The sequence below is a fragment of the Psychroserpens damuponensis genome (assembly GCF_000826655.1).
Lineage (GTDB): Bacteria > Bacteroidota > Bacteroidia > Flavobacteriales > Flavobacteriaceae > Psychroserpens > Psychroserpens damuponensis.
The window spans coordinates 1-3,371 of the sequence record NZ_JXJO01000072.1 but is presented as its reverse complement, the minus strand read 5'-3'; the positions used below and the strand labels follow the sequence as shown (position 1 = coordinate 3,371).

Annotated in this window: 2 protein-coding genes; both read left to right on the top strand. The window is 30.2% G+C overall.

What is annotated here, in order from left to right:
• Positions 1-286: 286 nt before the first annotated feature.
• On the top strand, positions 287-3,196 hold the full coding sequence (locus TD29_RS17435; protein ID WP_040282817.1) for a sensor histidine kinase: 2,910 nt from the start codon (positions 287-289) through the stop codon (positions 3,194-3,196).
• A 3-nt stretch (positions 3,197-3,199) separates the two neighbouring features.
• On the top strand, positions 3,200-3,371 hold a 172-nt coding region (locus TD29_RS17430), incomplete at its 3' end, for a response regulator (RefSeq protein WP_040282815.1).

The following is a 3,371-nucleotide window of genomic DNA, read 5'->3' as shown; positions in this document are numbered from 1 at the left end:
TATACACATTGTTGTGAGCTGTGCTTTTTTAGATTAACATTTTATTAGACTTTATAATGCCTATTATGAACGTAGTAAAATCTAGTAATGGATAATTATCTCGCTACTCTTTATCTCTTAATTTTATTGGTTAGTTAGCTGTTCTTAATTTATTCATGACATAAGAGGAAGGTGAAACGCTCACAGAAATGTGGATCTTTTTATTTGTTCAGAAAAAAAATAGGCAATTACAGAAGAATCAAATTTAGTTTAGAAAATTAAATATTATGTTTGTTTTTACTTAGTTATGTTCAATAATTTCAAACATATTTTATTTTTTCTGTTGTACAGTTTTACAGCAGTTTACTCTCAAAACCCTGTGGTTGAGCATATGTCTACGGCTTCTAGTCTTCCCGATATTGAGTTTTATGATATTGCAGAAGATAACCAAAACTACATATGGCTGGCTGCAAATAAAGGATTATACCGCTATAACGGAAGAAACTACAAATATTTCAGTCACCCTAAACAAAAAGGAAATTCTCTTTTTCAATTAAAATTTGATGCTAAAAACCGACTTTGGTGCAACAACATTTTCGGACAACTATTTTATGTTGAAAACGATAGTTTAAAGCTATTTTATGATGCCAGTAAATTAGTGAATGGACAATTGGCTCAGTATGAAATATTAGAAAACAGCATACGTTTATTTACTGTTAAAGGTATTTTTGATATTAATAAAACCACAAAACAAGTTATTGAAGTGTTTAAAGGTATGTGTATTACAAATGCTAAAGATAACAGCAGTAATTATACATTTATAATCAATTCAGAAGGCAATGTAAATCGTCATAGATTATACAAGTTTCAAAATAATACGAGAACCAACGTATTAGAAATTGCAAGTAGTAATCAAATACAATCACCAAGAATTTTTGCATTTAAAAATGCTGCTTTTTTTACGCATGAGAGTGCTTATGGAAATGTTATGTACGTAATAGATAAAACAAAAAACACTTCAAAAAAAGTAATAACGCCTGCAAGATTAAAAAACGAAACTATTTATAATGTTTTAAATATTGAAAACAACTATTGGTTTTTAACCAGCTCTGGTGTATTTATTTATGATTATGAAAATAAAGGTTTTACGTTTAAAGAGCAAATGTTTAGCACAGAATCTATTACCGATGTTCAAGTAGATTTTAATAATAATTATTGGTTTGCAACTTTAGATAACGGTGTGTTTGTAGCACCAAACATAAATATCCGTCGTGTTGATTTATCAAATATAGAGTCTAAAATTACAGCTTCTGTTGCGTTACAAAAGAATCAATTTGTTTTAGGGACAAATGATGGAACATTGCTGTTTTACAATCAAAATCAGCTTATAAAAACACTACAATTACCAGGGAAAAAAATCATCGGAAAACTTTTCTTTGATAGAAAAACAGAACAGTTAATTGTTAGTATTAATTCTTCAGAATCGTTTGTAGTTAATTTAAAAACTAATAACATTACAGACGCAAGTAATCAATTTTCAGTAGCTAAAACATTTTCTAAAATTAATGATAACACTATGTTTTATGGCAATTATCGTCAAGGTATTGTATATAAAAACCCGTTTAATCATCCTGAAAAACAAATTCTAAAAGAAAGTCGCGTAAAAGCTTCGGTGGTTGCTAATAATCACTTGTTTGTATCCTATATCGATGGACTTTACAAATACAATACGCAAACATTTACTTCAGAAGAAATTATTTATAAATCTAATAGTTTGCTAGTTAATACTCTAACAAAAACTAACGGAACTGTTTGGATTGCAACCCAACACAACGGATTATTAAGATACGACAACAATACGCTAAAACCTTCAGGAATTAAATTTCCTGAAAATATTCAAATAAACGCAATTCACACCGATCGTTTAGTACTTTGGATTTCAACTGATTCTGGGTTATTTCAATATCACACCAAAACACAACAGCTTAAATCGCTAAGTGCCCAAGATGGCTTAAACATAGCGATTGGTAATTTTTTAATACTTCAAGATCAAATTATCGTAACCTTACCTAAAGCATTTTATGCGTTGCCAAAATCGGCTGCGTTGTTCAAAGCATTTAAAACTGCCATGGTTAAGGTAGAGGCTGTAAAAATTAACGACAGTGATACCTTAGTTTTAAGCAACTACAAATTACCTTACGACTTAAATAAAATTGCCTTGGAGTTTAATTCTAATGGTTTTCAAACCAATAAGAACGTTAAATATCAATATCGCGTACAGCAATTAGATACTGCTTGGCAAAACATACCACTAAATACAAATGTGATTAATTTTAATAGTTTGGCAAGCGGAACTTATAACGTAGAATTAAAAGCAAAAAATGTAAGTGCAGAAAAGGCTGTTTTTGCGACTCCAATGATCTTTGTAATTACCAAACCCTTTTGGGAAACATGGTGGTTTTATGCAATTATTTTACTTGTGATCTTTGGTTTAATCTGGTTGTATTTTAAATGGCGTTTAAAACAAAAAGAAGCAAAACAAATTATTGAAATTGATAAAATTTTAATCGATAAAAAAATAACGAATTTAAGGTTAGAAAATCTGAGATCGCAAATGAATCCGCATTTCATTTTCAATGCTTTAAATTCTATTCAAGATTATATTGTTTCAAATGAAAAGGAATTGGCGAGTTCGTATTTAGTGAAGTTTAGCCGATTAATTCGCAAGTATTTAGATTACAGTCAGCAAAACGAAATTACTTTAGAAGAAGAATTAAACGCTTTAAAACTCTATTTAGAATTAGAAAAAGTCCGTTTTGAAGATGAATTGGAATACAAGATTACTATTGATAATCAGTTAAAAACAAAACAGATTAAAGTACCGTCATTGTTCATTCAGCCCTATGTTGAAAATGCTTTAAAACACGGATTGTTACATAAATTAAACGACCGAAAATTGTATGTTAAAGCGAAAATAATTCAGCATAATAAATTGCAAATTACGGTTGAAGACAACGGCATTGGTCGTGCACAATCAGAAACATTAAAACGACCCAACCAACAGCACAAACCTTTTGCAACAAAAGCCAATGAAGAGCGTGTACATCTTTATAAAAATAAATTAAAACGTGATATAACCATAATTACCAACGATTTGTATGACGAAAACGGCGTTGCTGCAGGAACAAAAGTGGTCATCACCATGCCAATACATTAAAATATGAAAGCGATAATTATAGACGACGAAAAACGCGCCAGACATTTACTATCCAAATTACTAACCGAGCATTGTTTAAGTGTAACAAGCATTGAAGAGGCGCAAGATTTAGCATCTGGAGTAGACTTGATAAAAGCTAGCAAGCCTGATGTTGTCTTTTTAGATATTGAAATGC